Below are 23,509 nucleotides of genomic sequence, written 5' to 3' on the forward strand. Positions count from 1 at the left end.
TCAGCCCCCACTCGTTCTGGTTGTATCTGTATCAATGGCGCTTTCAGGACGCGCCGCCCTGGGGCCGGCAATTGCTTTAGTCGCGTTTGCCGAAGCTTACCAGCCGTTTCAGTTTGGGGAACACATCGGTCAGTTCCCTGTTGCCCAAGAGGCCCTCGGGCCTGAACTGCATGAGCAGAATGAGAATCAGCGGGATGATGACCCACTTCCATTCCTGGCTGATATTGAACGAATTGGGCACAAAGGGCAGCATGTGGGCCAGATCGCTCATGGCAGGCAGGGCAAAGCGCAAAAGCTCGATCAGCAGTGTAAACATCACGGCGGCCAGCACAGAGCCGGAAAGCGAACCCATGCCGCCCAGATACACCATGACCATGGCCTCGGTGGACTTCATGATGCCAAAGCTGTTGGCGTAGATGGAGCTGAACATGTGTGCGTAAAGCGCGCCCGCCACCCCGGCAATGCCCGCAGATACCATAAAGGCCACGAGCTTCACCCGCTTGGTGTTGACGCTCATGATCTCCGCGGCGACTTCGTTCTGGCATACCGCAGGTATGCCCTTGCCCAGAGTGCTGTTTACCAGACGGTACAGCATCATGGTGGTGATCATCACGCCAAGCAGCATCCAGATCATCATCCAGGGGATGTCGGCCACGTTCTCCATGGCGCGCACCACGCCGCGCATGCCTGTAAGGCCGCGCGGGCCGCCCACAAAGTCGATATTGATGATGAGCGAAATGATGATGTAGTTGGCGGCAATGGTGATGATTGCCAGATAGTCGTCACGGGTTTTGAATGATGGCAGGGCCACCAGCAGGCCAAAGAGGGCCGCCACGCCGCCCGCTGCGGCAAGCACCAGGGGAAAGAGCAGGGGCGCAAGTTCTGGCGGCAGCAGGGGAGCGCCCAGCATTTTGTTCTTGGTGAACAGAATGATGGAGATAAGCCCGCCCACATAGGCCCCCACGCACATAAAGCCCGCGTGACCACAGGAAAATTCGCCCATGTAGCCGTTCACAAGGTTCAGGCTGGTGGCAAAAATAACGTTGAGGCCCATGAACTTGATGACCGAAAGCCAGTAGCCGTCAATCCATGAAAAGTATTCGGCAAAAACAAGCACCAGCCCGCCGATCAGGAACAGAAGACAGTCTAGCTTCTTCTGTTTGACAGCCCGTTTGATGGCATAGCCGAAGCAGAGCACGCCCAGTATTACAAGAACCGTTTGTACAAAAAGAGGCAGCATTCAGACACTCCGGCTAGATTTTGGTCGTTTGCGGCATGCCGAAAATGCCCGTGGGCCGCACCCACAGGATGAGCAGCAGGATGGTGAAGGAAAACAGATCCATGTAGGTGGACGGCAAAAAGGCCACCACCATGATTTCTACAAATGCCAGCATAAAGCCGCCCACAAATGCGCCGCGTATGTCGCCAATGCCGCCTACAACCGCCGCGATAAAGGCCTTCCAGCCGATCATGGCGCCCATATAAGGCTCAAGGTTGGGGTAGCACATGGCAAACAGCATGCCGCCAAGTCCGGCAATACCCGAACCGAGCACAAAGGTGACCACAATGACGCTGTCGAGCGGTATGCCCATGAGCGGCAGGGCAAAGCGGTCCCAGGAAACCGCACGCATGGCCATGCCCACCTTGGTGCGCGTGACAATGGTCTGCAAGAACAGAAACACCAGCACCGCAGCCACAATAACCCATACTTTCAGGTTGGTGATGACCAGCGGCCCGATGGAATATACGGCCTTGTCAATTAGCTCGGGCAGCTTGCGCTTGGTTGCCCCAAGCAGTGCAAGGTTGCCGTTTTCAAGAATAAGGCCGCACATCAGTGCGGTTATGACCACATAGAGCCTGTGCGCGCCCTTGCGGCGCAGGGGCCGATAGGCAATGCGCTCAAGCGTAACGCCCACAAGGGCTGTGAGGCCCATTGTCAGCACAATGGTCAGCCACAGCGTCATCGGCTTTGAAAGGGCTAGCCCATCGGAAGAAACCAGATATGTGGCCACAAAAAATGAAATGTAGGCCCCAACCATAAAAATATCGCCGTGGGCGAAGTTGATGAGGCGCAGCACCCCGTAAACCAAGGTGTAGCCCAAGGCGATGAGGGCGTAAAAGCTGCCCCATTGCAAGGCGTTGAGGGTCTGTTGCAGCAGAAAGTCCATAGGCTACCCAAAAATGCTGACGGTTACAGTGTGCAAATCCTGTGGCGCAGTTTTTCAATTCATGGTCAAAACCCGAATGCAGAGCGGCAGTGCGCATATGCGGCCCCTGAACCGCCAGCTCAGGCGAAAAAACTGTTGTCCCAAGGGTGATTTGCGGGTGGCATGTGCCAGGTCGCAAAACAGGCCTTGCCTCTACATGCTTTTATGCCAAAAAAACGCAAAAAACCATTCCTGATTCGCAATGGGACGTTGCCGGAGGCAAAAAAATATTGATCCGTTCGGAGGCGCAGTTTCCCATTCGTATTGGAGCGTTTTGCCGCCGCGCGGCCCCCTGTGGGTTGGGCCGCGCGGCAGTGCCAATTACCTGCTGATGCCTGCTATTTGGGGCAGACAGATTCCACAAAGGCGAACGCGCCGGTTTCCGTCACGCGCACGATAACAGCACACTTGATGGGGTCGCGGTTTTCGTCAAACTTCATGCTGCCGGTGATGCCGTCAAAGTTGGCCATGCCAGCCATGTTGTCACGAATGATCTTGCGTTCTTTCTTGAGGTCCGGATCAATCTTGCCGTTCTTCTGAATGGCCTGAAGCACGATGTTGATGGAGTCCCAGGTCAGAGCGGCAACGTCGTCAGGCACATAGCCGTACTTGGCCTTGTACTTGTCGATGAATTCCTTGGTTTTGCCAGTCGCGCCCTCGGCGGTGTAGTGGGTGGAGAAAAACTGGTCCACACAGTCCTTGCCGCAAAGGTTGAAAAGCTCGGCGGAACCCCAGGCATCGGAACCCATGAAGGGGCCCTTGTAGCCGAGGTCGCGGGCCTGGGGCACAATAAGGGCCGCAAAGCTGTAGTTTTCAGGCACAAAGATGAAATCGGGCTTGGCGGCGATGATCTTGGTCAGCTGGGCAGAGAAATCCTGATCTTTGGGGCCGTGCGATTCCATGGCCACCACAGAACCCTTGCCGTGGGTCTTTTCAAAGGCTTCCTTGAAGTTGTCGGCAAGCCCCTTGGAGTAGTCGTTGGATACTTCAAACAGAACAGCGGCTTTTTTGGCGTTGAACTTCTTGGTGGTGAAGTCCACGGCCACAGGAGCCTGGAAAGGATCAAGGAAGGCGCCGCGGAACACCCAGGGGCGGTCCTTGGTGGCGTCGGGGTTGGTGGACCAGGGGGTGATCATGGGCACCTGTTCGTCATTGGCAACTGCGCCCGCAGGCACGGCCTGACGCGAAGACTGGGGACCAACGATGGCCATGACCTTGTCGCGCTCAATGAGCTTCAGGGTCACGTTGACGGCAGACTCGGGTTTGGATTCATTGTCTTCATAAATGAATTCAAGCGGGTACATCTTGTCGCCCACTTTCAGCCCGCCCTTGGCGTTGATCTCTTCCTTCAGCATTTCAGCCGCATACTTGGAACCTTCGCCCACCTTGGGGATTTCACCAGTAAGCGGGATGGGGAACCCGATTTTGATCGGAGCTTCTGCGGCCATGGCCGCTTGCCCCACAAAGAGAGACAGGGCGCAAACTGACGCTACTTTCAGCAAATTCATGAAGGCCTCCCGAGTTTTATGTGCAGTTACAGGGGTGTACCAAAAAGACGGTAAGGCTGAACAAAGCAAAAAATATTCCGTTTTGCTAAGTTGCTGGAAAAGAACATAATTTATAAAATTTATCTACACAAAAAATACGTTTTGGTAGTTTTTTGTGCGTAACCACTACAAAACAGTGAAAAAATAAAACGATAGCACGAGCATGAACCTTGTCGCATATGTGGTATCGCAAGTCAAATACGATACCGTGTCGGAGGAGGCTGTTAGGTGTGCTTACGTGATATTTTAGTAATATGCTGGATTAAATAAACTTTTTTGAAGTTGATCGTTTGAATGCAATTCCGGTCAGTACAGATTCTGGCTGTAGGCACCAGTTTTGCGGCAAGCAAGGAATGTGGCTTGAATGCTTAACTTGTTGTTGTCGTTGGTGAATTTGTTTTTGGTGTAGAAAATACTTTTTTGTCGATTTAGCTGGAACGTTTTGACCCCATTACTCGTATTATGCCTGAAAAATAAAAAAATCTAAAATAATTTCAGTATATTATGATATTCTACGGACTGGTAGTCCTTGGGTTCGCGCCGTTGGCTGAATCTGGGAAACCCCTGTTTTAAGCCCTGCCGCTGGTTTTTCTTCCAGCGCCGTTTTCGCATGGATTCAGGCCAGCCTGTGCAGCACGGCAGACCTGAATCCATGCGGTATATAAGCACGATTCAGCTGTAAAAGCCACAGAAAAAGATTAACGGCATTGCCTGGGTCAATAGCCAGCAGCCAGACCGTCGCTGCGCGGGTCGGTTGCTCCAAACAGTACACCAGTCTCCTGATCACAAAGAATGGCTCCGGCATGGCCCATCAGATCGCTAAAGTCTGCAATGCGTTCGACCGAATGACCCTGTTTGGTCAGGGCTTGGGCCACCTGCGGGCTGAAGCGGCCTTCGAGCCGGAGGTTGTTTACCGGCAGACCCCAGCTTCGGCCATAAAGCCAGCGCGGTGCGGTCACGGCATCGTGCGGGCTCAGGCCAAAATCTACCATTCGGGTGACTATGGCCGCCTGCGTCTGAGGTTGCCCCTCGCCGCCCATGGTGCCGTAAACCAGCCAGGGCTTGCCGTTTTTGCGCAGCATGGGCGGATTGAGCGTGTGCATGGTGCGTTTGCGAGGTTCGAGCCTGTTGATATGGGTGGGATCGAGCGAAAAAAAGCTGCCACGGTTTTGCAGCAGGATTCCCGAGTCGCCTGCCACAAGGCCCGAGCCAAAGTCGTGAAAAATGCTCTGGATGGCAGAAACGGCGTTACCCTGAGCGTCCACCACGCCGAACCAGCAGGTGTCACCCTTGGGTTCCAGCGGGGCGGCGGGGCTGAGCGCGCGGACAGGGTCAATGCGGTTGGCAAGCTCGCGCCCATGCCCCGGAGACAGTAGATAATCTACAGGAATGTCGGCAAAGTCCGGGTCAGTCACGTGGGCGTCGCGGTCGGCAAAAGCCAGCTTGGTCGCCTCGACTATGGCGTGCAGATATTCGGCGCTGCCCTCGCCCATGCCTCGGATATCCAGATGTTCAAGGATGTTGAGTATGGAGAGCGAAGCCAGCCCCTGGGTATTGGGTGGCAGGTTGCAGCACTCAAGGCCCCGGTAGCGCACACGCAGAGGCGTGACGATTTCTGCCTGATGTGCGGCGAAATCCCGCGCTGTGAGCAGACCCCCGTTGCTTGCAAGCCAGCCGGTCAGGCGGTCGGCCAGTTCGCCTTCATAAAATACGCGCGCGCCCTCGCGGGCGATAAGGTCAAGGGTCGCGGCAAGGTCGGGCAGACGCAGCACTGCCCCTGTTTGCGGGGGCGTGCCGTTGGGTAAAAATGTGCGCGCAAAGCCGGGAAACCTCTGCAATTGCCGATAGCCCGTGGGGTCAGGCTTGCAGTCCTCCTGCAGCCAGTGGGCCAGGGATGGAGTTACGGCAAAACCTTCTGCCGCGAGGCTGATGGCCTCTTGCAACAGGTCGCCCAAAGCAAGAGAGCTGCCCCAGGAGCGGCTGAGCGTGTGGGCGGCATCCCAACCAGAAACCACACCGGGCACAGTGCAGGCAGCCAGCGGCCCGCGCAGAGGAATGGACACAAGGCCCTTTTGCGCAAATAAATCCCGCGTGACATTTTCACCAGAGCGCCCACAGGCGTTGATGCCGTGCAGTGCGCCAGTTGCCGCTTCGTGCGCCAGCCAGAAGTTGTCGCCCCCGATGCTGCACATCTGCGGGTACACAACGGCCAGCACTGCTGCCACGGCCACGGCGGCGTCAAGGGCGGTGCCGCCCTTGCGCAGAATATCCACGCCTGCCTGTGTGGCAAGGTAGTGCGGCGATGTGACCATGCCCCGTGTGGTCATGGGGTCAAAACGCTGGGATTCTGTTTTCGCATAGGGGCTGGATGCAAAGTTCATGGCGCTTCCTGTTGGGGTGGCTAGGTGTCGCATGGGTGCCGCCAGCAGGGCGCAAATCTGTGAAGACCCCAATGGCATGCAGTGGATAATCCGTGGCCTTGCAGCAGACTAGCGGCGGGGGAGCGGCACGTCAAACCGATGCTGCATCCCTGCCAGCAGGTGATAATCAGGTGTGGATTTTGCTTAAAACCGGGCGGGCCATGCCGGGCAAGCCTCATTGAGGGGTGACAAAAAAGGGCGTAAGCAGGTCTGACGCCGCGCAGGTGCGGCTACAGATCAGCAGGCAGCCGCGCTCTACGCGGCGCGAAGGACACAATATGGGTACAACAATAATGCTGTTTGCCGTGGGGCTTGCAGGAAGTTTTGTTTTTGACCGTTTTCACCTGCCCGGCGGGGCCATGACAGGGGCCATGATCGCCGTGGTGATTTTCAAAAGCTGCGGCTCCATTACCTCACCCGACATGGCGCACTGGGTGCGCTTTATTGTCTACGGGTGCGTGGGCGTGCTTGTGGGCAACATGTATAATCCCGGCATGCTCGATGCCGTGCGCGACACCTGGCCCATGATGCTGCTTTCAACAGGCATTATTCTGATGGCGGGGCTTTTGTGCACATGGATTGCCGTGCGCTGGGGCGGACTCTCTGTAGGCGGGGCATATCTGGCGACCAGCCCAGGCGGATTCAACGCGGTGGTGGCGCTTTCCGGCGGCACAGGGGCGGAAGCCCCCATGGTGATGGTGTACCATCTGGTGCGCATCTATGCCATTGTGCTGCTCTCGCCCATTGTGGCCAAGATGCTGTCTTATTTAGTGAAGTAATCGGTCAAGGCTCGGCATCCGCCCTGCGCATGGGGGCCGCCGACAGACATCGACATTGAGCCTCCGTCGGATTCCGCCGGGGGCTTTTTAGCGGGCAAGCAGCAGGATCAGACCGCCCAGCCCCGGCAGCGCGACCATGCAGCCTTTGAGCAGCAATTGCGGAGCCATGCGGGTAAACTTTGCGCCCACATATGCGCCGATGACCTGACCAGCCAGAACCTGCAGGAACAGCACAAGATCCAGATGCCCGGCGGCGAGAAAACCCAGGCTGCCAAAGGCTGCAATGGGCAGAATGACCAGCATGGTTGTGCCTACGGTCTGATAGAGCGGCACATTGAAGATGATCAGCAGGGTCATCTGGATAAAGGGGGTTGCCCCCACGCCGCAGGCCCCGGAAACCAGACCGTTGAACACACCCACCATGCCTGTCAGCAGCCAGAACTTCACGCCTCGGGTACTGGTGAAACGAAAGCTGAACAGCGGATTGGCCGGGTGAAAAACCCGCAGATAAATGAGGAAGGCAGAGAACATAAGCACCACGCCAGTCAACGGCTTGAGCGTGGCGGAGGCAAGCCCGGACGAGATATGTGCGCCGCAGAAGGCCCCGGCGGCGCCGAACGCGCCCAGCAGCAAGCCCAGCCTGCGGTTGACGTTGCCCTCGCGAAAGTGGCTGACGGAGCCGGAGAGGGACGTAAACGTCATGGCCGCAAGAGAAGTGCCAAGGGCAACCTGCATGGGGATGTCAAAGCCCACGCTAAGCATGGTGATCATAACGCCAGCGCCGCCAGCGCCCACAAAGCCCAGCAATATCCCCAACAAAAGCATGGCGGCAAAAATAAGCATAGATCACCTGCTGCGCAGGCCGCCTCCACAGGCGGCGTAAAATTGAGCAATTACATGCAGCGGCAGAAATTGCCACGCAGTTCTGGCAGGCTAGCTCTACCGCGTGTGGGGCGCAAGGGTATTTTTCCCCGCCCGGCGGGTCAGACGTGCGCCGCCCTTTGCGCGCGCAGCAGCGTATCCCACGCCCGAACGTAAAAGATCAGGTAGCGCCAGCACACATAGGCTACAACCAGAGTGGCGACAATCATTTCCAGCACTGCCAGCACCTTGAGTTGCAGGGCGTACTCCAGCGTTGCGGGATAGGCGGCCAGCAGTTCAGAGACCTTGTACAAAGCTGTTGCCCCAACCGCCATGGGGAAGGTGTAGGCCGCAAAGCCAGGGCTGAAGGGCAAACGCAGCAACTTGAAAAAGGCAACATAGATGATGCTGGTCATCAACACCGCCACCCCGAGCAACAGGCTGCACAGGAGCAGGGAGGGGGTGGGCTCAAGGCTCAGATAGGCCACCAGAGAAAGGCTGGCCGGAGCGGCAAGCACAGCTATGGTTGGCTTGGATGCGTCTTCGATTTCTCGGGAAAATATGAGCCGGTACAACATGACCGGCAGCAGGGCCGCGTAATTGACCATGCCAAAAACCATCAGGCCATAGGCGAGCTGGTAGTAGGCCGGGCCGGGAACCGTCATGGCCGCCACGCTGATGCCAACAAAGGGGACAAACCAGCTTGGCAGCATGTGGTGCAGGCTGAACTGCCGTGCCCTGAAGGCCACAAAGGCCAGCAAAAGGCAGAGATGCAGGGCCACGGCAAACAGCCAGAGCCACTGGGCCGCCCGCGCGTCCAGAATGCTCAGGCTCTTGGATTGCAGCATCAGGGCCATTGAGGTCGTAGGTAAAATACTTCCAAGTACAGGGTGGCGCAGTTCTTCGAGCAACAGCCTTGGGTTCATGGCAAATTTGCCTGCCAGGAGCAGGATCAGCGCCATGGATGTCAGCGCGCCAAACACCTGCGCAAAATTGTGGAGGGGCAGGCTTTTTTCAAGCCCGATGCCCAGACTGGCAATGCCAAGGGCCAACCCCGCAAGGGGCGTGGGAACAGCGCGAAAGAAATTGCGAACACTCTGCAACCTGGAATTATCCTCGGTTGTGGTCTGCTTGCGTGTTTGCCACGGATCGTGCATTAAGAAAATCGAAATGAATTTAACGTAACGTATAAAAAAATTAAACGCAGATATGACACTCAAGCAATTGCAGGTTTTTCTGGCTGTGGCGCGGTTTCAGAACCTCACACAGGCCGCAGAGGCTGTGTTTCTGACCAAGGGTGCGGTTTCCCAGGCCTTGCAGGAACTGGAGCGGCACCTCGGCGTGCGTCTGTTTGACAGGGTGCACCCGCATTTGCGGCTGAATCATGAGGGGGCGCGCCTGTGGCCGCTGGCGGACGAAATGATGCAAAGGGCCGAGGCCATCGAGCGGACATTTCAGGCTGGCGGGGCCTGCTTCTTGAGCATTGGGGCCAGCAAGACCATTGGCAACTATCTGCTGCCGCAACTGATGCACGATTTTGAAAAGGATCACGGATGGCTGCCCAAGGCGCAGATAGCCAACACCAACCGCCTGCTTGAACTGGTGGAAGGTTATGTCCTGGATGTGGTGCTGCTGGAGGGCGAGCAGCATCGGCCCGACATGGTGGCGGAAGAATGGCTGAAGGATGAAATGGCGGTGGTGGCGTGCAAGGGGCATGCTCTGGCGGACGGCAAGGCCCATGCGCCGGAAGAGCTGGCAGGCCAGCGCTGGATTCTGAGGGAGCCGGATTCCGGCACAAGGGCGTTTTTTGCGCACACCCTAGGCACACTCATTGCGCCCTATACCGTGGCCCTGAGCCTCAGCTCCACCGAGGCGGTGCTGGGCATGGTGGAACAGGGGCTGGGCATCACCTTTGCTTCGCGGCTCATGGCCGAGCTGCCAGGTTTCAGCAGCCGTTTTTCAATAATCCGGCTGACACAGACGTTTTCACGCACGTTTTCCCTTTGCTGGCATGAGTCAAAATACCACTCTGCGGGCATGGACACGTTTATCCGCTTTTGCCGGGCGTGGTCGCCGCTCAACAGATAGCACTGCGCAAAGACCGCCCTATGTGGGCTAACGCTGGCGCGTCAGGTGATACACGCGGGGAACCATGTACATGAGGCTCAACTGCCCGCGCGTAGGCTCATAGCGCGTGGCAACCACCACAGAGCCCAGATTCCAGAGGTGGGCGTCATCGCCTTCTCCGGCGGAGGCCTTGCCAAAACGGTCAGTGACCATCTTGAGTATCATGCCCTCCACCGTATTGTTCGGCGCGGTGTAATCCAGCTCAAGAAATCCCAGTGAGCCGGGGTTTCCGGGGCCGTAGCAGATCGCCATCTGGCGCGCGCCGGGGGCAACCTTGGCCGCATCGTACAGATCGCAGATATAGGCGTCATCCTCGCGGATAATGGTTGCTCCGTACTGTCGCAGGGCCGTGCGCATGGAATTTCTGTCGGTGTTGTCGAGCCGCTGACCAAACAGAACGGCCTCGGGGCGGGAAGGCTCGGCGCGGGCCATATCTTCCAGTTCCTTCATGGCGTTGGCATCGCCGTTCATGGCAGCCGCATAGAGCAGCAGCACCGCCCGTGATGGGTTCTTGGTAACCCCTTGGCCGACGCGATAAAAATGCCCAAGGCGGAACAAGGCCTCGGTTTGCTGCTGCGCCGCAGCGCGGCTGTACCACGCCGCCGCCGCTGTGAAATCCTGCTGCACCCCGCGCCCCAGCTCATAGAGCATGCCCAGATTATACTGGGCCTCGGGCTGGCCTTGCCGCGCAGCCAGATCAAACCAGCGTGCTGCTTCTGCGGGGTTGGGCTCTATGCCGCGTCCCTGTTCCAGCATGCGCCCGTAATTGCTCATGCCCGAGGGGTGCCCTGTCTTGGCTGACTCCGCAAACCAGTGCAGGGCGCGGCCCAGGTCAGGCTCCACCCCCTGCCCGAGGTCGTAGAGCACGCCAAGGTTGTTCATGGCCTGTCCATCCCCAGCTTCGGCCTGTTTGCTCCAGATGCTCTCCGCTGTGGCATAATCGCCCTTGGCGTATGCTGCTGCGGCCTCTTCCGCCTGTGTGGGCGGCGAGGTCCTTTGCGGAACAGGCACCGGCGCTTTGGTGGGCGCGCTTTCCATTGCGGGAGCGGCTTTTTCCTGCTCGGCGGCCTCTTCCTTCTTGCCCTTTTTTGATTTTTTATCCCTGCGGTTTTTTGAGCCCTTTTCCTTCACAGGAGCTTCTGGCTTTTTGGGTGCTTCAAGGGCAGGGCTTGCAGGCTGGGCAGGAGCTGCTGGGGCAGATGCGCCCTGTGCCGCAGGAACCTGCGGTTGCTGGGCCTGAGCAGGGGCGGGCGCTCCCGGTGTGGTCAGTGGGTTGACCTGCTGCGGCGTGGGCACGGAGGGCCTTGCGACGGTTGGGGTTTGCACCGTGGGGGTTTGCACCGTGGGTGTCTGTACAGTAGGCACCTGAACCGTAGGCGTCTGCATTGGTGCCGCTGGCATTGGCTGCGAGAGCGTGGGCGAAGTGCCACCCCCGAAGGGTTGCCCACCCATGCCGTTGGGGCTGGGTGCATTGCTTCCGCCCATGGGAGCGGTGGGCGCGCCAGTACCCTGAACAAAAACGGAGTCTGACGCGGCAAAGGCCGCGCCGCCCGACAGAGCCAGGGACACGCACAGGCTGTACACGAGTACGGCCCGAATGGCTGAAATAAGATGGGCGCGGCTGTAAACCGCGCCCCATCGAAGAAACATGCGGGTGTTCCTTACGGTTTACGTTTGGGGCAGTTAAAATTCATAAAGTCCACTTCCGGGCGGCTTGTGAGACGCTCGTCAGGCACCAGAGCATAGCCGCGCCAGTCGCGCAAGGTGGCATTGATTCTATCCATATTCACGTAAGCCAGCAAGGCGGGCCAGCGGTCGGCCATATCACGCAGCATGCGCGCGTAGGTGACTTCCCCGCCGTGGAAACCGTCAAAGAACTCGCAGTCGCCAGAGGCAAAGGTGCGCGGGTCGGTAAATTCCATAACATCAATGCCACGGGCAAGCAGGGCGTCGCGCAGCTTGAAGAGGTGCGGATAATCGGCCTCGCGTTCGCGCATGGCGTCAAGCACACGGACAGAAAGGGGCGAAATGAAAACAAAGGTGGCAATGCCCCTGGCCTTGAGCCGGCAGTAAATTTCTGCAAAGGCATCCAGATGGGCGCTGCTGATGCCGCCGGGGTCGCGGCTGTCAGCCAGCGGCTTGGCGTGGAAAAAGGCCTTGGTACCGTAGCGTACCTGCTTGAGGGTGTCCTCGAACTGGTAGTCAAAGGGCCGCTTTTGTCCGGTGCTTTCACCTGTATAATACCAGGAGCCATCAGAGCCAAAGCCGTCGTTGTACTGCTGGGCCATGATGCCGTAACGGACGTTGCGGAATCCGCCCATGGACTGCGGCAACATGGGGGCGATAAAGTCCCTGAACGAAATTTTGCCTTCAAGCAGCCATGTCCAAGGTTTCTTGAGGCTGTCGAAACCGTAGTTGTACGATCCGCTGGTGGGCGGTTCTTCCTTGAAAGGATCGGCATTCCACTGCGGCATGAACCACCAGAAGTCCAGCCCGATGATGATGGCATCTGGCTTGTGGATGCGCAGCATGGCGTCAATGGTTGAGCGCAACACGGGCAGATTGCCCGCCGTGCCGCCCACATTGAGGAAGGGCTTGCGGAAGTATGCGCCCCGGAACTGCATGACCCGCGAGGAACCCACGACGGCGATTTCAGGCTTCACCTTGGCATAGAGTTGCAGTTTGTAGTCCACAAAATCCTGGGAAACGCCGGATCCAAACACGGCAAAATTCCCCTTGGACTGTTCGTTGACGGCCCGTTCCACGGCTACGTCGCCGCTGCTGTGCAGCCACCACGCGGTATAGGGAACGGCCAGCAGGCATCCCGCCAGGACAAGGCCCAGCAGCACGAGAAAATAACGCTTCAAAAAGGCGGTTTCTGTGTTGTTCATGGCGTTCACGCGTGGTTAAAATTGGAAGTACAGGAAGGTCGCCTTGCGCGAAACCAGAATCAGGGTGAGGAAGGCCATAACGGCCAGCCCCGTAGCCCAGGCGGCTGTGGGCCGCCAGCTCAGGCGCGGGCGGCTTCCATCGCGTCTGCCGTGCAGAATCTCGCGGCTGTTGGGCAACGCCCAGACCACCAGAAAGCTCACCAGCAGCAGGGCAAAGGGAACCCATCCCTGAATGTAGTTGTTGGGCAGCCAGCGGGCCACCAGGGCGGCAAAGCCCGTAAGCCCGTCGGTTGTTGCGCTCAGGCCCGCCGCTTCACGCGTAAACGGCCCTGTGAACATGGCTTTGAACATGCGGCCCGCGCCTTCAATTGTCAGCGCGCGGAACACAACCCAGCACAGATTGATGCAGAAAAATGTAAACAGGATGGAGCAGATGCGCAACGGCGCAAGGGCCAATACGCGCTCCAGCGTTTTGCCCTTGATGCAGGCACGGAAAAAGTGGTTGATGCCCAGCATGGAACCGTGCAGCGCGCCCCAGACAATAAAGGTCCAGCCAGCGCCGTGCCACGCGCCGCCGATCAGCATGGTCAGAAACAGGTTGCGGTACTGCATGAGCCGCCCTTTGCGGTTGCCGCCAAGGGGGATGTACAGAAAATCGCGCAGCCACGAACTGAGCGTGATGTGCCAGCGTCGCCAGAAGTCCACAATGCCGGTGGATTTATAGGGCGAATCAAAGTTTTCCGGCAGTTTGAGGCCCAGCATGAGGGCAAGGCCAATGGCCATGTCCGTGTAGCCAGAAAAGTCGAAATACAGCTGGAAGGTATAGCACAGCGAACCCAGCCACGCCTCGGCCCCGCTGAGCGGAAAGGCCTTTTCCGCCGCATTGAAGACAGAGTCGGCGTACATGGCAATGCTGTCGGCCAGCAGAACCTTTTTGATCATGCCGAAGGTAAAAAGCGTAAAGCCCTGAGCCAGATTCTCAGCATTGGTGGGGGCAAGGGTATCAAACTGCGGGCCTATCTGCTCATAACGCACGATTGGCCCGGAAATCACATAGGGGAAACATGCGGAGAACAGTGCATGCCGCGTAAAGCCCTGAGGGGTTACCTGCCCACGGTATACGCTGACAAGCCAGGCGATCTGGATGAAGGTATAAAAAGAAATACCCAAGGGCAGCCCGGGCGGGGTGAAATGCCACTGCGCATGCAGCAGCGCCCCAAGATTCTGGGCCAGAAAGGCGGAATATTTGAACCACAGCAGGGGCAGCAGGTTGAGCACCAGGGCAAGGATAAGCAGACCCTTGCGGCTCAAGTGGAACCGGCAGCCAGCCTGCTTGCGCGAACCGCACAGGCAGGCCTTTTCGGCATCACCTTCCGCGTTTTCAGCGAGGGCTGCATCCTGTTTTTGCTCTGGCTCTGGCGCTGCCAGGGCAAGGGCAAAGGCATAGTTCATGCCCAGAATCACAGCCAGCAGAATCAGGAAGGGCAAACCCCACAAACCGTAAAATACTACGGAAAAAGCCAGCAGCACCAGGGCAAGACCCGTGGGGCCGTAGCCCTGGGTCAGCCGCCAGCATACCAGCAGCAGGGGTAGAAAGGCGAAAAGGAATGTGTACGAGTTGAAAAGCATGTGCGACTCCCGTTGGACGGCGTGGACATGCCCGCCGCGCTGGCGTCAGCCTGGATTCTTCCGAGTTTGCGGTGTGGGGTGCTCCGCACTCTGCGGCTGAGCCGCCGAAATGCCGGGCACCCTGCTTTGATCCCCAGTGCCGCCTTGCGTTCCGCACAGCAGGGCAAGGCGGTTGCTCAAGCCCGGCATGCATGTCTGCCGTGCCGGGCTGTGCATTTTTTGTAGGCCAAATGGCAAAGAAAAAGCGCGCACGACAAGAAACGCGTCACACGCGCCCCCTCCGGCATGCCAAGGCTGCCGAGGCTCCGAGCTTGCCTAGGGGTTCAGCTCTGCGCGAAGCTTGCGCGAGAGGCGAAACACCATAACCTTGCGCGGCGGCAGGGTGATGGTTTCATCTGTCTTAGGGTTGCGGCCCTTGCGGGAGGCCTTGTCATAACACTCAAACTTGCCGAAGCCGCTGATAAGCAGGGCCCGGTCTTTTTTGATGGCGACCTTCATGATCTCCAGCAGTTTTTCTACCACGTTCTTGACATCTACGCGGTTTTTGTCCGTTTCTTCGTAGATGGCCTCCACGATGTCCGCTTTGGTCAGTGTTTTTTTCATAGTGCTCTCCGGCGCAGTGCGCTGGTATGGCTGAGTGGAACTCAGTGTCCCTAATGCCCCGCAGCAATGTTTGTCAGCTTCACACAAACGGAACTTTTGTGTAAAATACACGCAACTTACAGACAGAGCAAGATTTTTTTAAAAAAATCGCCTGCATGTTATTTTCCGTCCAATGCGCTCTACATACCGTTTCACAGTCAGCGAGCCACCTATGCCCCCCCAAAAAAAGTTTTTGTCCATGATCTTTATGGGCATTTCTTCACCCTTTTATAGGCAATCTCATTCCGAGAATACCTGCTGTGAAGCAGCCGCCGAACCACATATTGGGGGGCTGATATGGATATGACTCAGAATATTGCGCAACGTTCATCGCAAACTGGGGGCAAAGGGCGCGTAGTGTCGCTGGATTTTGCATGGCTGCGACGCAGTGCGGCACAAAGGCAGGCAGTTGTGCCAGTTTTTTTACCATTCAGGGGCTGCCCTGTGCGCTGTGTTTTTTGCGCGCAGGATGTGCAGACGGGTATTGGCGGTTGCCAAAATCCGGACAGGGCGGAAAGTTCGCGCGCCGCAAGTGTGGAGGGTCTGCTGCTCGCCGCACGGGAGAATCTTCGTCTGCGCCATGAAAGCGGGCAGGCTGCGGCGGAACTGGCATTTTACGGCGGCACGTTCACCGCATTGCCCGAGGAAGATCTGTCCGCCTGCCTTGATCTGGCCTGTGAGGCGCAGGAAAAAGGCTGGATAAGTTCCTTCCGCTGTTCAACCCGTCCGGACAGGGTCGATGCCCCAATACTGGAGAGGTTGCGCGCTGCAGGCTGCGGTGTGGTGGAGCTGGGCGTGCAGAGTTTTGCCGACAGTGCCCTTGCCGCCTCCCGCCGGGGCTATACCGGCGGCACTGCCCAGGCGGCCTGCGCCCTTGTGCGGGCTGCGAATCTCAAGCTGGTGGTGCAGCTCTTGCCCGGCATGCCGGGGCATAGCGCGCAGTTTTTTAGGGACGATGTGCCAACGGCCCTTGCTGCGGGCGCGCAGATGCTGCGGTTTTATCCCTGCCTTGTGCTTGAAGACACCGGTCTTGCCGCCATGTGGCGCGAGGGGAGCTACAAACCCTGGCCGCTGGAGGATACGCTTGAAAGCCTTGCCCACGGCTGGCTCATGGCAGCGCGGGCCAATGTGCCCGTGATCCGCATGGGGCTTGCCCCGGAGCCGGGGCTGGAGAGTGCCGTTCTTGCCGGGCCTGTGGACAGGGAACTTGGCGGCAGGGTCAAGGGCCGTGCATTGCTGTTGGCGGTAAGGGAAGTGCTTGGCGAGGGTGCGGCAACACCAGCTGCGCAGTTTGATTTGCTGCTGCCCCGGGCCGCCCAGGGGTTCTTTTGGGGCGCGAAGGGTGAACTGCGCGCCAGATGGGCTGCGCTGGGGCTGCGCACGGTATTTTTTGACGATAAAATCTCGCCGCAGCTTGTTTTCATCTAGGTCTGGTTGGAAGCGAAATGTTTTGCAGGGTGACGCCTTTTGTAAAAAGGTTTTTTCTCACGCCCAGTTACTAAAATTCGAGCGCGGGGCAGAGTGACACCGCGCAGGGCAAAACGCACAGAACCCGCCGTAAAGCAGGTTCTGTGCGTTTGTTGTCAGCTCTGGAAAAGGAGGCGGCCGCCGGGGGGGAACCGGCGGCCGAGAAGGGAGGGAGGGTGTTGATGGTTATAAGGTTCTGTTCAAAGGAGGAGGTTCTTGGAGGCTCCGTAATGCCCCCCTTGGGGGTAGGGGGCAGGACGGAAATTTGTTCTCTGTGATTCTGTATATGTCAACCGCCTTGGGCGGACGAGTTGGGAGCGGCAATTTGGGTTAAGTTGTGGTTACTGGGCCGCGCCGTGCTGATGTTTCGCCGCAGCGGGTGCGTCCTTTTTGGGCATGGGGGCAGCGGCAGGCTTGCCCACTTCCTTTTCAAGACGCTGGGTCATGGTTTCGTGCATCTGACCGAGCTGCTTTCTGAGTTGCAGCAATTCGGTGGCAGTGGCGCGCACAGCCGCAATGTCGGGGTTGGAGGCATTTTGCAGGGCGCGCAACTCCTGTCTCTTGATGAACATCTGGTCCTTTACGGGTTCCATCTGTTTGACGAACTCAGTCACAATGGCATCATACTTCTGCTGCTGTTCGGGGGTGTAGGCCCCACGTCCCATCATGCCGTGTCCCTGCATTCCGGGGCAGGGCATTTCACCCATGCAGCCGCCCATTTCCCGCATGCCTTCGGGCATGTCGCCTGCGGGGCCAGGCTGGCTGTAGGCAGTTATGGCGCCACCCATCAGGGTTGCTGCAAGTATGGCTGCGATGGCGATGTTTTTGGATTTCATGGAAGGCTACCTCGTAGTCTTTTTTCTCGTATATGGTTTCGTTGTTCCTGCAACGTTTGCTTGCTATATAGCAATGCGTGTGCCAACTATATTTTATTTAATAAAATTAGAATGTTAATGTGTTGTCCGCTGCGGCCGTTGCGCCTGCGGGCAGAGAAGCGTATGTTTTTTATACATTCGGGCATTGTCTCTGTATAAAATTTGTACATCTGCATAATTTTCTTACAGGGGTCGCCGGGCAAAATTGAATAAAAAACGCGCCCGCCTTGAGGGCGGACGCGTGTTGTTGCGAGCAGATTGTCGCGGTTATTTGCTGGCGGAAGTGGACAGACCGGGATATTCCATGCTGCACCCGCGCGTTTGCGGGCTGCCAAGCGGAACGCCTACCTCAGTACCCATGCGCTGGTCTGCTCGTTGCAGAAGGGCGCGCAGTTCATCTCGCAATTGCTGTAATTCATGCCCCAGACGGGGCAGCGTTTCCGGCGAGGTGGTCTGGTTGTAGCTCAGGTGGGCAAGCTCGTTTTTTTTCAGCATGATGCTTTTGCGCAGATCGTTCACCTTGGGGGAGTATTCGTCAATGACGGCCTGGGCTTTGGCCCGTTGCGCGGGCGAAAGCTGTTGCAGCCATGTCCGCATATCTGCGGCGTGGTTGGCTGCGGGGCTTCCCGGCGAAGGTGTATATTCCGCATAGTCGGTCTGATCCGCCGCCGTTGGCTGGGGGAGGCACAGACTGGCCAGAACACAAAGGGAAAGAAGGGGTTTCATCATAAAAGACCTTCTGAAGAATAAACTCGTCCCGCTCTCATACCAATCACTGAGCGGGGTGGCAAGATTCCCGGCTTTGTGGGCACAAGGAATGATTATTTTATTGCAAAAAGCGTGCAAATTTTTTTACTCGTGGTGCGCCCTTGGCGGTGCCGCGCGCAATACAGAGTGTGCCGTATGAACATGGAAAACAGCACGGCTGAAAAAAACGGGCAGGAAGCTGCGCAACAGGGCGCAACCCCAGCAAGCCCCACAAATCCCGCAAGTCCCACGGACAAGGCGCGGACAGCGCAGGCAACCGCTGTTGGCGCGCATACGCCGCTCGGCCTGCTGCTGGGCGGGGCCGCCGTTGTGCTGGCCCTCATGGTGACGCTGCTGACCCTTATTTCCATTGACCGCAGCGAGGCCGCCATGGCCCGCCTGCTGGCGGAAAAGGGCTCATCGCTGATCATTGCCTTTGAGAGCATCCTGCGCTCGGGCATGCGCAGCGAGGCTGGCGTCCGCCTTCAGGTGCTGCTGGAAGAAATGGGTGAAAGCCCCGGCATTGTTTTTGTGGCCGTGACCATGCCCGACGGCACCATTGTGGCGCACAGCAATCCTGCCCGGCTTGGCGAAATTTTGCAGGTGGGCTCGCACGAAGCCGATGAGGCCTCCATGCGCGATCTTGCCCCCGACATGCTGCCCCACTGGGGCATCATGCGCATGGAGGGGCGGCGCGTGTTTGCCGTGTACAGGCAATTTTCGCCGGGCATACGCGATCTGCCGAGGGGCTTTCCCCTGCCGGTGATTTTTCTCGGGCTTGACCTTTCGCCCTTTGAAATAACGCGCAGTCAGAACCGGGACTACGTAGCCATGCTGGCGGCTGTGACCCTGCTGGTGGGGCTGGCCTGTCTGGTGGCCCTGTACTATGCCGAGCGGGCGCGGGAGTCGCGTCAGCGGCAGCGCATGGCCGAGGGCAAGGTGCGCCGGCTTGAAGAAGAAGTGCGCCGCAAGGAAAAACTGGCCGCTGTGGGCAATCTGGCCGCAGGCGTTGCGCACGAAATCCGCAATCCTCTCAGCTCCATCAAGGGTTACGCCACCTACTTCGGCCAGCGTTTTCCCGAAGGAAGCGAAGACCGCGAAGCCGCCAATGTGATGGTGCACGAGGTTGACCGACTCAATCGCGTAATTATGGATCTCATAGGTCTCTCGCGTCCCAGTGATGTGAGCCCGCACCCGGCGGATCTCAAACTTGTGGTGGATCACGTGACTCGCCTCATCCATCAGGATGCGGACAAGCGCAAGGTCAAGATTGTCTGCCGTTCGCCCCGGCGGGTGCCGCTGGCCCTGGCCGACCCTGAGCGCATGGGGCAGGCCCTGTTGAACCTCTGCCTCAATGCTCTGGACGCCATGCCCGATGGCGGGCAGCTCACGCTTGCCATTGTGGAGCGCAAGGGGCGCGTGTGCCTTATGGTGCGTGATAACGGCACAGGTATTGAGGCCAGCCAGTTGCCGCATATTTTTGACCCCTACTATACCACCAAGGGGCAGGGTACGGGGCTGGGGCTTGCCATGGTGCACAAGATTGTGGAAGCCCACGACGGCGAAATCAGCGTTACCTCGCGCCCCGCGCAAACTGCGCGCCGTGGGGAGACCACGTTCAGCATCTGGCTGCCCCGCGCGGCAGAAGGCGCAGTGGCGCAGGGCAATCGTAAAAAATAACCTGCGCGGCTGCGGCGCGGTCCGGGATTTCAGGTTTATGCCAAGCATAAAGTGAGGATATGGTGAGCAACTGCATACTGGTTGTAGACGATGACGATGCACACCGCGGCATGCTGCGCACCATGCTGCGCTCTTGGGGCTATGCTGTGGAAGAAGCCACGGACGGCGACGAGGCCATTCCGCTGGTGCGCGAAAAATCCTTTGACGCCGTGCTGACTGACGTGCGCATGGCGCGCATGGACGGCATCCACGCGCTCAAAAACATTCTTGAATATAATCCGGCTCTGCCCGTGGTGCTCATGACGGCCTATTCATCAGTGGAAACAGCCGTGGAAGCTCTGCGCCTCGGCGCATACGACTATCTGGTCAAGCCGCTGGATTTTGAGGCTCTCAGGCATACGCTTGAAAAAGCCATTGAGCATTCGCGCCTCAGTGTGGAAAACCGCGAGCTGCGCCGTCAGCTCAGCGATGCCGCCGCGCGCCCCGGCATCCTTGGTCGCAGCGCCCCCATCCGCGCCATGCAGGAGATTATCGCCACTGTTGCCCCAACTGAGGCCACAGTGCTCATTTCCGGCGAATCCGGCACAGGCAAGGAACTGGTGGCCCGCGCCCTGCACTGCGCCAGCGCAAGAGCGGATAAACCGCTGGTAACAGTGAACTGCGCGGCCCTGGCCGAAAATCTGCTGGAATCTGAGCTGTTCGGGCACGAAAAAGGCTCGTTCACCGGCGCGGATCGCCGCCGCGAGGGGCGCTTTGCCCAGGCCAACGGCGGTTCGCTTTTTTTGGACGAAATCGGCGAGATGCCTCTTGCCCTTCAGTCAAAGCTCTTGCGCGCCTTGCAGCAGGGCGAGGTGCAGCGCGTGGGGGCCGATGCCGCCATAACCGTGGATGTGCGCATACTGGCGGCCACCAACCGCGACCTGCGCGAAGAAGTGGCCCAAAAGCGCTTTCGCGAGGATCTGTATTTCCGCCTCAATGTTATTTGTATTGAAGTGCCGCCCCTGCGCGACCGCGCCGAGGATATCCCCGTGCTTGCCGCGCATTTTCTGGAACGCTTTGCCAGCCGCAACCGCAAAAGCGTGCGCGGATTTTCGCCGCAAGCTCTGGCCTGCATGCTGCGTTACGGCTGGCCCGGCAATGTGCGCGAACTGGAAAATGCCGTGGAACGCGCCGTGATTCTCTGCAACGGCGACCTCATCACCGAGCGCGAACTGCCCTCTGTGGTCACAGGCCCCGCCCTGCCCGACGAGCGCCAGCCCGAGGTGGACGCCTCCCTGGCAGGCTTGCCCCTGGATGCCGTGGAGCGCCGCGCCATTGAGGAAACGCTACGCCAGACAGGCGACAACAAGAGCGAGGCGGCCCGGCAGTTGGGCATCACAAGGGCTACTCTGCATAACAAGCTCCGCAAGTACGGACTTGAGTGATCGGAGGGATTTTGCGCGCTGACGGCGTTCCGCTGCGGGGGCGATATAGGTCATGGACCGAAGCTCTGCTGTCTTTATCCGTAGCTTCCTGTCGTAACAGCTAAAGCGAGTCCACTCCCTCTATCGCTCCTTGCGGGCCTTGTCAGCGCACAAAATTCCCCACATACAAAAGACAGTCGAAAAGTTATTGCCGTGTAAAACACTCCCGCCAGTAAAAGGCGATAGGAAGTTTCCTTAGTCGGAAAAGGCAGCGGGGTGTTGTGACAAGCTCATGAATTAGCAGGCAAGATTGGGTGGATCGGGATTTTTGAGGGCGCAGCCCTTGAGCCGCCGGAGGCGTTTTCCTTCCATTCCCCATCTGCGCCGCGCATCCTTGCCACAGGCCGCCGGGATCGATATTGAACAGGCATGAGTGAATCCAAGAGCAACAACGGTGATTTCCCGGCTATGGACGTGAGCGCGGATCGGCTTGACCGGATTGCGGATTTTTTTAACGAAGTCGGCATGCTGCGGCATACGCCCCGCACGGGTTACGCCTTTTTGGGCACCGGGCAGGAGAACGTGGCCGAACATTCCTACCGGGTGAGCGTCATGGGCTATGTGCTGGCTCGCATGTGCGATATGGATCCGGCGCGGGTGACGTATCTTTGCCTGTTCCATGATTTGCACGAGGCGCGCACGGGCGATCTGAACTACGTGAACCACCGCTACGCGCAGTGCCAGGCCCGCAAGGCGCTGGAAGACTGTGTGGATGGAACCGGGCTTGAGGGAGACGTGCTGCCCCTCTGGGACGAGCTGGCGGAAGAAGCCAGCCGTGAGGCCATTCTGGCGCACGATGCCGACCAGCTTGATCTTATCTGCAACCTCAAGGCCGAGTTGGACAAGGGCAATGCCTTTGCCGCCCAGTGGCTGGAAAGCGCGGTAAAGCGTCTGCGCAGCCCTGCGGCGCAGCAGGTGGCAGAGGCTGTGCTGCGTGCGGATCACAACCGCTGGTGGTATGGGCAGGTTGAGCGGGAATGGTGGGTGCGGCGAGGTCGCTAAAAACAGATTTTCAGAAGTATGAAAGGCCCGAAACCGGGCGGCGCATTGCCGCGTCATCCGGTCTCGGGCCTTATTTGATGTTTTGTTGGGGAGCAGGGCAGCCTTTTAACTGGCAGTCTGCTTTTTCCCCGCGACACATCCCGCAGTTATAACGCCCTAGGCGACCACAGTGCCAAGCGGGGCATCGTCAAGCAGGTAGCGGCGCAGGCTTGAAGGCGAACGCCCGTCAAGAATGAGCGCGCGTTGGCAGCCTGCGTCCAGGGCGTTAAGGCAGGCTTCCACCTTGGGGATCATACCCCCGGTGATGACGCCCGCCTCACGCAGGTTCTGGATTTCCGTGCGGTTGAGGCTGGGAATGATCCTTCCGTCAGCATCCAGCACGCCGGGAACATCAGAGATCAGCACAAAATATTCCGCGCCGATGGCCCCTGCCAGCGCGCCTGCGGCGGTGTCGGCATTGATGTTCAGGGCTTCGCCGTCCGGTCCGGAGGCCACAGGGGCCACAACGGGCACAAAGCCTCCATTCAGCAGGCAGCGGGGCAGGGCGGGGTCGACCGTTTCCACAGTACCCACCAAGCCGAGGGCGGGATTCTTCACCTTTGCGCGCAGCAGCCCGCCGTCGCGGCCTGAAATGCCCGCAGCGCGCACGCCCTGACGTGTAAATTCGTTGACCACGGCCTTGTTCACCTGCCCGCACAGCACCATTTCAACAGCTTCCATGGTGGCGGCATCTGTAACGCGCAGGCCGTCCACAAAATGGCTTTCAATGCTCAGGCGTTTGAGCAGGGCAGAAATTTGCGGGCCGCCGCCGTGCACCACCACAAGGCCCATGCCCTGTTCGGTAAGCTGCGCAAGGTCTGCGGCAAAGGCCGAACTGAGTTCGGGCTTGTCCATGGCGTGTCCGCCGTATTTGATAACGACTGTAGCGTTTTTCATCTGTTTGATCCTTTGGCCGTCTGGCCGGAAAGGCTGCTCCGCCTCGTTAGCACTCAGGCGCAGGCGCGGGCCTTTCATCAGTATTGCGTACTTGGTTTACAGTTGGAAGCACTAGCACCCTGTGCGCCGCCCTGCAAGAGTCGTATGTGACAAGCGTGTGGCGATGCGTAAAATTTTTGATTGTTGCCGTGAGCAAATTACGTTGGCCCCTGGCAGCCCAACCTTCCCCGGCATTG

19 protein-coding genes are annotated in these 23,509 nt (G+C 58.5%); 6 read left to right on the plus strand and 13 right to left on the minus strand.

Annotated features, from left to right (window positions below):
* Positions 1-76: 76 nt before the first annotated feature.
* The 4 genes from RDK48_RS07280 to ggt form a co-directional block, all read right to left on the minus strand.
* Positions 77-1,240 carry a branched-chain amino acid ABC transporter permease gene (locus RDK48_RS07280; RefSeq protein ID WP_298998475.1) on the minus strand — a complete coding sequence of 388 codons (1,164 nt, stop codon included), beginning with the start codon at positions 1,238-1,240 and terminating at the stop codon, positions 77-79.
* Between the two features lie 13 nt (positions 1,241-1,253).
* A complete protein-coding gene (locus RDK48_RS07285) occupies positions 1,254-2,168 on the minus strand; it encodes a branched-chain amino acid ABC transporter permease (protein ID WP_298998477.1) in 915 nt (304 codons plus the stop codon).
* A gap of 377 nt (positions 2,169-2,545) precedes the next feature.
* The gene (locus RDK48_RS07290) at positions 2,546-3,715 is read right to left on the minus strand and encodes an ABC transporter substrate-binding protein (protein ID WP_298998481.1); all 1,170 of its coding nucleotides are present in this window, start codon (positions 3,713-3,715) and stop codon (positions 2,546-2,548) included.
* 755 nt (positions 3,716-4,470) lie between these two features.
* Positions 4,471-6,135 (minus strand): gamma-glutamyltransferase, encoded by a 1,665-nt coding sequence (gene ggt, locus RDK48_RS07295; protein WP_298998483.1) that lies wholly within the window; start codon positions 6,133-6,135, stop codon positions 4,471-4,473.
* Between the two features lie 317 nt (positions 6,136-6,452).
* On the opposite strand from ggt, the gene RDK48_RS07300 reads away from it, so the two are divergent.
* A complete protein-coding gene (locus RDK48_RS07300; RefSeq protein ID WP_192112144.1) occupies positions 6,453-6,953 on the plus strand; it encodes an AbrB family transcriptional regulator in 501 nt (166 codons plus the stop codon).
* Between the two features lie 87 nt (positions 6,954-7,040).
* On the opposite strand, the gene RDK48_RS07305 is transcribed toward RDK48_RS07300, so the two are convergent.
* Positions 7,041-7,796, minus strand: a complete 756-nt coding sequence (locus tag RDK48_RS07305; RefSeq protein ID WP_298998485.1) for a sulfite exporter TauE/SafE family protein — start codon at positions 7,794-7,796, stop codon at positions 7,041-7,043.
* A 140-nt stretch (positions 7,797-7,936) separates the two neighbouring features.
* Positions 7,937-8,971 (minus strand): TDT family transporter, encoded by a 1,035-nt coding sequence (locus RDK48_RS07310; RefSeq protein ID WP_298998487.1) that lies wholly within the window; start codon positions 8,969-8,971, stop codon positions 7,937-7,939.
* A 52-nt stretch (positions 8,972-9,023) separates the two neighbouring features.
* Here RDK48_RS07310 and RDK48_RS07315 point away from each other — a divergent pair, with 52 nt between their 5' ends.
* Positions 9,024-9,902, plus strand: a complete 879-nt coding sequence (locus RDK48_RS07315) for a LysR substrate-binding domain-containing protein (RefSeq protein ID WP_298998489.1) — start codon at positions 9,024-9,026, stop codon at positions 9,900-9,902.
* A 27-nt stretch (positions 9,903-9,929) separates the two neighbouring features.
* Here RDK48_RS07315 and RDK48_RS07320 read toward each other — a convergent pair whose 3' ends face one another.
* From RDK48_RS07320 to RDK48_RS07335, 4 genes are all read right to left on the minus strand, one after another.
* Positions 9,930-11,591, minus strand: a complete 1,662-nt coding sequence (locus RDK48_RS07320; protein WP_298998490.1) for a tetratricopeptide repeat protein — start codon at positions 11,589-11,591, stop codon at positions 9,930-9,932.
* Between the two features lie 11 nt (positions 11,592-11,602).
* Positions 11,603-12,832, minus strand: a complete 1,230-nt coding sequence (locus RDK48_RS07325; RefSeq protein WP_027180612.1) for a hypothetical protein — start codon at positions 12,830-12,832, stop codon at positions 11,603-11,605.
* A 15-nt stretch (positions 12,833-12,847) separates the two neighbouring features.
* Entirely contained in the window at positions 12,848-14,461 is a 1,614-nt protein-coding gene (locus RDK48_RS07330; RefSeq protein WP_298998492.1) for an MBOAT family protein, read from the minus strand.
* A gap of 315 nt (positions 14,462-14,776) precedes the next feature.
* Positions 14,777-15,064, minus strand: coding sequence for an integration host factor subunit alpha (locus RDK48_RS07335; RefSeq protein ID WP_022657574.1), 288 nt, complete (start codon positions 15,062-15,064; stop codon positions 14,777-14,779).
* Between the two features lie 342 nt (positions 15,065-15,406).
* On the opposite strand from RDK48_RS07335, the gene RDK48_RS07340 reads away from it, so the two are divergent.
* On the plus strand, positions 15,407-16,531 hold the full coding sequence (locus RDK48_RS07340; protein WP_374042252.1) for a radical SAM protein: 1,125 nt from the start codon (positions 15,407-15,409) through the stop codon (positions 16,529-16,531).
* A gap of 380 nt (positions 16,532-16,911) precedes the next feature.
* Here RDK48_RS07340 and RDK48_RS07345 read toward each other — a convergent pair whose 3' ends face one another.
* Positions 16,912-17,406, minus strand: coding sequence for a Spy/CpxP family protein refolding chaperone (locus RDK48_RS07345; RefSeq protein WP_298998495.1), 495 nt, complete (start codon positions 17,404-17,406; stop codon positions 16,912-16,914).
* Positions 17,407-17,712: 306 nt separating this feature from the next.
* Positions 17,713-18,174: a periplasmic heavy metal sensor gene (locus RDK48_RS07350; RefSeq protein WP_209818576.1), complete on the minus strand. Its 462-nt coding sequence runs from the start codon at positions 18,172-18,174 to the stop codon at positions 17,713-17,715.
* Between the two features lie 174 nt (positions 18,175-18,348).
* Between RDK48_RS07350 and zraS the strand changes: the two genes are divergently transcribed.
* From zraS to RDK48_RS07365, 3 genes are all read left to right on the plus strand, one after another.
* The gene (gene zraS, locus RDK48_RS07355) at positions 18,349-19,872 is read left to right on the plus strand and encodes a two-component system sensor histidine kinase ZraS (protein WP_298998500.1); all 1,524 of its coding nucleotides are present in this window, start codon (positions 18,349-18,351) and stop codon (positions 19,870-19,872) included.
* A 59-nt stretch (positions 19,873-19,931) separates the two neighbouring features.
* Positions 19,932-21,296 (plus strand): sigma-54 dependent transcriptional regulator, encoded by a 1,365-nt coding sequence (locus tag RDK48_RS07360; protein WP_209818577.1) that lies wholly within the window; start codon positions 19,932-19,934, stop codon positions 21,294-21,296.
* Positions 21,297-21,704: 408 nt separating this feature from the next.
* Positions 21,705-22,337, plus strand: a complete 633-nt coding sequence (locus tag RDK48_RS07365) for an HD family hydrolase (RefSeq protein WP_298998507.1) — start codon at positions 21,705-21,707, stop codon at positions 22,335-22,337.
* A gap of 156 nt (positions 22,338-22,493) precedes the next feature.
* On the opposite strand, the gene argB is transcribed toward RDK48_RS07365, so the two are convergent.
* A complete protein-coding gene (gene argB, locus RDK48_RS07370; RefSeq protein ID WP_298998509.1) occupies positions 22,494-23,273 on the minus strand; it encodes an acetylglutamate kinase in 780 nt (259 codons plus the stop codon).
* Between the last annotated feature and the right edge of the window lie 236 nt (positions 23,274-23,509).

Origin of the sequence: uncultured Desulfovibrio sp., from assembly GCF_902477725.1 — a bacterium.
GTDB lineage: Bacteria > Desulfobacterota > Desulfovibrionia > Desulfovibrionales > Desulfovibrionaceae > Desulfovibrio.